Origin of the sequence: Actinomadura geliboluensis, assembly GCF_005889745.1 — a bacterium.
In the GTDB taxonomy this organism is placed as follows: Bacteria; Actinomycetota; Actinomycetes; order Streptosporangiales; family Streptosporangiaceae; genus Spirillospora; species Spirillospora geliboluensis.
The window spans coordinates 1-5,183 of record NZ_VCKZ01000549.1; the positions used below are offsets into that span (position 1 = coordinate 1).

Consider the following 5,183-nt stretch of genomic DNA (forward strand, 5'->3'; position numbering starts at 1 on the left):
TGCCGTTCGGGGTGCTGTCGGTGCTGCTGCTCTCGTCGCTGGTCGGCGCCATCGTGCTGTCCCGATCGGACATCCGCCCCCGCCCGGAAGCGGGCGCGGGGGCGGCGGAGGAGGAGGGCGACGGCTGATGCATCTCGCCTACCCGACGGTCGTCGCCGCGCTGCTGTTCTCCGTCGGCGTGTACGGGGTGCTGGCCCGCCGCAACGCGATCCTCGTCCTGATGTCGGTCGAGCTGATGCTGAACGCGGTGAACCTGAACCTCGTCACGTTCGACGTCTGGTACCGGGACCGGTTGCACGGCGGCCAGGTCCTCACGCTGTTCACCATCGTGATCGCGGCGGCGGAGGTCGGGCTCGGGCTGGCGATCGTCCTGCTGGTGTACCGGAACCGGAAGATGGTCGACGTCGACCGGCTGCGCACGCTGGCCGAGGACGGCGAGGACGGCGAGGACGACCCGCGTCCCGCCGCCGGGCCGGAGTCCGATACCGAGGCGGTCGACGCGCGATGATCTGGCTGGCCTCCCTGACGGCGCTGCTGCCGTTCCTCGCCGCGTTCGCCGGGATGCTGTTCGGGCCGTCCCTCACCCGGGTGCTGCGCGGCGTGCCGGGCGGCGGCCCCGGCGTGCTCGCCTGCGCGCCGGTCGCGGTGTCGCTCGTCCTGTCGGCGGTCGTCGCGTTCGCCGTGTGGCGCGACCCGGGCGAGCGGACGGGCACGCTCGCGCTGGTCGACACGGGTTCGGTGCCGATCCGGGTCGGGCTGCAGGTGGACGGCCTGTCCGCCGTGGTCGGGCTCATGGTGTGCTGCGTCGCCGCCGCCGTCCAGGTGTACTCGGTCGCGTACATGAAGGGCGACCGGCGGTACTCGTCCTACGCGGCGTTCATCTCGCTGTTCACCTCCGCCATGCTCCTGGTCGTGTACGCGGGCGACCTGCTCGTCCTGTACGCGGGCTGGGAGGTCATGGGCATCTGCTCGTACTTCCTGATCGGGCACCACTGGGAGGAGCGGGCGAACTCGCGGGCGGCCGTGAAGGCGTTCCTGGTCACGCGGCTCGGCGACGTCGGCTTCCTGATCGGCGTGATCGTCCTCGGCGTCGGCGCCGGGACGTTCGAGATCTCCGGGATCCTCGCGCGGGCGGGCGACCTGCCGTCCTCGACGGTCACCGCCGCGGCGCTGCTGCTGCTCGCCGGCGTCGCGGGCAAGAGCGCGCAGTTCCCGCTGCACACCTGGCTGCCGGACGCGATGGCCGGCCCGACGCCGATCAGCGCGCTGATCCACGCGGCGACGATGGTCGCGGCGGGCGTCTACGTCGTCGCCCGGCTGTACGGCGTGTTCCTGCTGACCCCGGGCGCCCGCACGGTGCTGGCCGTCATCGCGGTGGTCTCCATGGTCGGCGCGGCATGCGCGGCCCTCGCGCAGGACGACCTGAAACGCGTCCTGGCGTACTCGACGATCAGCCAGCTCGCCGTGATGGCCGCCGGGCTCGCGGTCGGCGCGAAGACCGCCGCGGTCTTCCACCTGCTCACGCACGGCGCGTTCAAGGCGCTGCTGTTCCTCGCCGCCGGATGCGTCATCGTCACCGCCGGGTCGAACCTGCTCGCGCACTACGGCGGGCTGTGGCGCGCCATGCCCGTCACGTTCTGGTCGATGACGGTGGGGCTGGCCGCGCTCGCGGGCGTCCCGCCGTTCAGCGGATGGTTCAGCAAGGACTCGATCATCGAGGCGGCCCAGCACTCGGCCACGCACGGCGGATCGCTGCCGGAGCAGGGGGTGTCCGTCCATGCGGCGGGTTGGGTCGACTACGCGCCGCCTCCGGAGATCGCGAGCCCGCCGAAGTGCGCCGCCGCCTCACATGTCTGCGAGGCGCTGGTGGCGAAGATCCAGGCACCGGCCGGGCCCCTGGCGGCGAGCGTGGTGACCCTGCCGGGCGGGGCGGCGTGGCTGGTGTACCTGGGGCTGCTGCTGACCGTCGTTCTGACCGCCGCCTACGCGATGCGCACCTGGCTGATGACGTTCTTCGGCGAGCAGCGTGGTACCTACGAGCCCCGTGACCCGTCGCGCTTCATGTCGTGGACGGTCGCCGCCCTGGCCGTCCCTGCCGCGATCCTCGGATTCTTCGGGCTCGGTGCGGCAGAGCTCCGTCCGCACCTTGGAGCGTCGTTGCTCAGCGCCGTGCTGGTGGTCCTTGGGGCGGGAGCCGCCTTCCTCCTGTGGAACCGTGACCCCGCCTTGGACCCTGCGCGCGCGCTTGGCCCGGTGCGTCCCGTCTTCGCGCGGGCCTTCTTCGTGGACGAGCTGTACGCCGTGGCGATCGTCCGTCCCGTGCGGGCCCTGGCCCGGTACGTCGTCGCGTTCGACCGGCGCGGCGTGGACGCCGCCGTCATCGGCACCGCCCACGGTGCGCGGCGCCTCGCCGGTGTCCTCCGCGTCCCGCAGAACGGCAACCCGCAGACCTACCTCACCGGCCTGCTCGCCGGCGTCGTCGTCATCGTGGCCGGGGTGGTGATCTTCCTTTGATCTTCGTGCTGATGATGGCGATCCCGCTGTGCGGGGCGCTCGCGCTGCTCGTCCCGGCGAACCGGTTCCTGCGCACCGACCTCGCCGTCCGCGCGTTCGGGACGGCGGTGTCCGGCGCGACGCTGCTCGTCGCCGTCTCCGCGCTGACCGCGTTCGACTTCGGCGCCACGCACCGCATGCAGCTGGAGGTCGACCGGTCCTGGTCGCCCGCGATCGGCCTGCGCTTCCACCTCGGCGTGGACGGCATCTCGCTGCCGCTGGTCGTCCTCACCGCGCTGCTGACGTTCCTGTGCTTCCTCTACACGCTGCGGCACCCGCCGGCGGGCGACCGGATCCGGCTGCTGACCGCGCTCCTGCTCGTCCTCGAGATCGGGATGCTCGGCACGTTCACCGCCCTCGACCTCGTGCTGTTCTTCGTGTTCTTCGAGACCGTCCTGGTCCCGATGTACGTGGTGATCATGCTGTGGGGCGGGACCGGACGCCGCGCCGCCGCCACCAAGTTCATCCTCTACACCCTGCTCGGCTCCGGCCTGCTCCTCGCCGGGATGCTGCTCGTCGGCGCCGAGGCGGGCACGCTCGACATGACCGCGCTCGCCGACCGGCACGGGTCCGGGCTGGCGCGCGGCCTGCAGATCACGGCGTTCGCGCTGATGGGCCTCGGGTTCGCCGTCAAGGCGCCGATGTGGCCGCTGCACACCTGGCTGCCGGACGCGCACACCGAGGCGCCGACCGTCGGGTCCGTCCTGCTGGCCGGGGTCCTGCTCAAGATGGGCACCTACGGGCTGGTCCGCGTCGCGCTGCCGCTCGCCCCGGACGGGGCCGCGTTCTGGGCGCCCTGGCTCGGCCTCCTCGCCGTCATCGGGATCATCTACGGCGCCCTCGCCTGCCTCGCCCAGCGCGACCTCAAACGGATGATCGCCTACTCGTCCGTCGGGCACATGGGGTTCGTCCTGCTCGGCATCGCGACGCTCACCCCCGTCGGGATCAACGCGGCGCTGTTCGGCAACATCGCGCACGGCCTGATCACCGGCCTGCTGTTCTTCCTCGCCGGCTCGGTCAAGGAGCGCTGGGGCACCACCGACATGGCCTCGATCGGCGGCGGCATGCTCGGCACGTCGCCCCGGCTGGCCTCCATCCTGACCTTCGCGTCCGTCGCGTCCCTCGGGCTGCCGGGGCTCGCCGGGTTCTGGGGCGAGGTCCTCGCGCTGATCGGCGCGTACCGGCCGCACGCCGACCTGCCCCGCGAGACGTTCGTGACGTTCATGGCCGTCGCCGCGCTCGGCACCGTCCTCACCGCCGCCTACTTCCTGCGGATGCTCGCCAAGCTGACCCACGGCCCCGTCTCCCGCCCGGCGGAGGCGCCGATCGCCGCCGTCTCCATGCAGGAGTACGCGGCCTGGGTCCCGCTGATCGCGCTCACGCTGCTCATCGGCCTGTGGCCGAAGACCCTGCTGGACGTGACCACCGGACCCGTCCGCGCGCTGTTCGGAGGCGGCTGATGATCCAGGGCATCGACTACGCGGCGATCGCGCCGCCGCTGATCCTCGCCGCCGCCGCGCTCGGCCTGCTGCTCGCCGACGCGTTCGACGCGCCCCGCCGCGCGCTCTCCCTGCTGTCCGGCGGCTCCCTCGTCGCCGCCCTGATCGCGGTGATCGTCCTCGCGTCCGGCGACCGCCGCGCCACGTTCTGCCTGCCGGACGGCCTGCGCTCCGGCGGCCCGCCGTCCTGCTCCTACGTCGCCGACGACTTCACGCTGCTGTTCCAGGGGATCGTCCTCGCCGCCGCCGCGATCGTCGTCCTGCTCTCCCTCCAGGAGATCACCGACTCCCGCATGCCGGTCGGCGAGTACCACTTCCTCCTCCTCGCCGCCGTCATCGGCGCCCTCGCGCTCGTCGCCGCCCGCGACCTCGTCCTCCTCCTGGTCGCGCTGGAGACCCTCACCCTCCCCGTCTTCGCGCTGACCGCCCTCCGCCGCTACGACGGGACGGCGTCCGAGGCGGCGCTGAAACTGTTCCTGATCTCCGTCATCTCCACCGCGGTCATGCTGTTCGGGATCAGCCTCGTCTACGGCGCGACCGGCGCCATGCACCTGGACCGCATCGCGCCCGCCCTCGCCGACCTCCCCTCCGACCTGGACCCGGTCGCCTCGGTCGGCTCCGTCCTCGTCCTCGCCGGGTTCGCGTTCAAGGTCGCCGCCGTCCCGTTCCACTTCTGGGCGCCGGACGTCTACCAGGGCGCCCCGCTCCCCGTCGCCGCGTTCCTGTCCGTCGTCTCGAAGGCCGCCGGCTTCGCCGGGCTCGTGATCGTCCTGGCCCTCGGCCTGCCCGCCTACGGACACGTCTGGGGCCCGATCCTCGCCGTCCTAGCAGCCCTCACCATGACCGTGGGCAACCTCCTGGCCCTGCGGCAGCGCACCCCGATCCGCCTCCTCGCCTGGTCATCCGTCGCCCAATCCGGCTACATGCTCGCGCCCCTCGCCGTCGGCTCGCACCGCCTCGCCGAGGCCACCGCCGCCACCGTCGCCTACGTCGCCCTCTACGCCGTGATGAACCTCGGCGCGTTCGCCGTCGTGATCGGCCACCACCGGCGCCGCACCCTCGACGACTACCGCGGCCTCGCCCGCCGCAGCCCCGCCGTCGCCACCGCCCTCGCGTTCTTCCTCATCTGCC

4 protein-coding genes are annotated in these 5,183 nt (G+C 72.6%); all 4 read left to right on the forward strand.

The window, feature by feature from the left end; translation table 11 throughout:
* Positions 1–127 precede the first annotated feature (127 nt).
* Positions 128–508, forward strand: coding sequence for an NADH-quinone oxidoreductase subunit NuoK (nuoK, locus tag ETD96_RS41010; RefSeq protein WP_138641872.1), 381 nt, complete (start codon positions 128–130; stop codon positions 506–508).
* Entirely contained in the window at positions 505–2,514 is a 2,010-nt protein-coding gene (locus ETD96_RS41015) for an NADH-quinone oxidoreductase subunit 5 family protein (protein ID WP_138641873.1), read from the forward strand. The genes nuoK and ETD96_RS41015 overlap by 4 nt, the downstream gene beginning before the upstream one ends.
* A gap of 5 nt (positions 2,515–2,519) precedes the next feature.
* Entirely contained in the window at positions 2,520–4,013 is a 1,494-nt protein-coding gene (locus ETD96_RS41020) for a complex I subunit 4 family protein (protein WP_338072665.1), read from the forward strand.
* Positions 4,013–5,183 (forward strand): NADH-quinone oxidoreductase subunit N (locus tag ETD96_RS41025; RefSeq protein WP_138641874.1); only part of this gene is annotated, 1,171 nt, incomplete at its 3' end. The genes ETD96_RS41020 and ETD96_RS41025, both read left to right, overlap by 1 nt.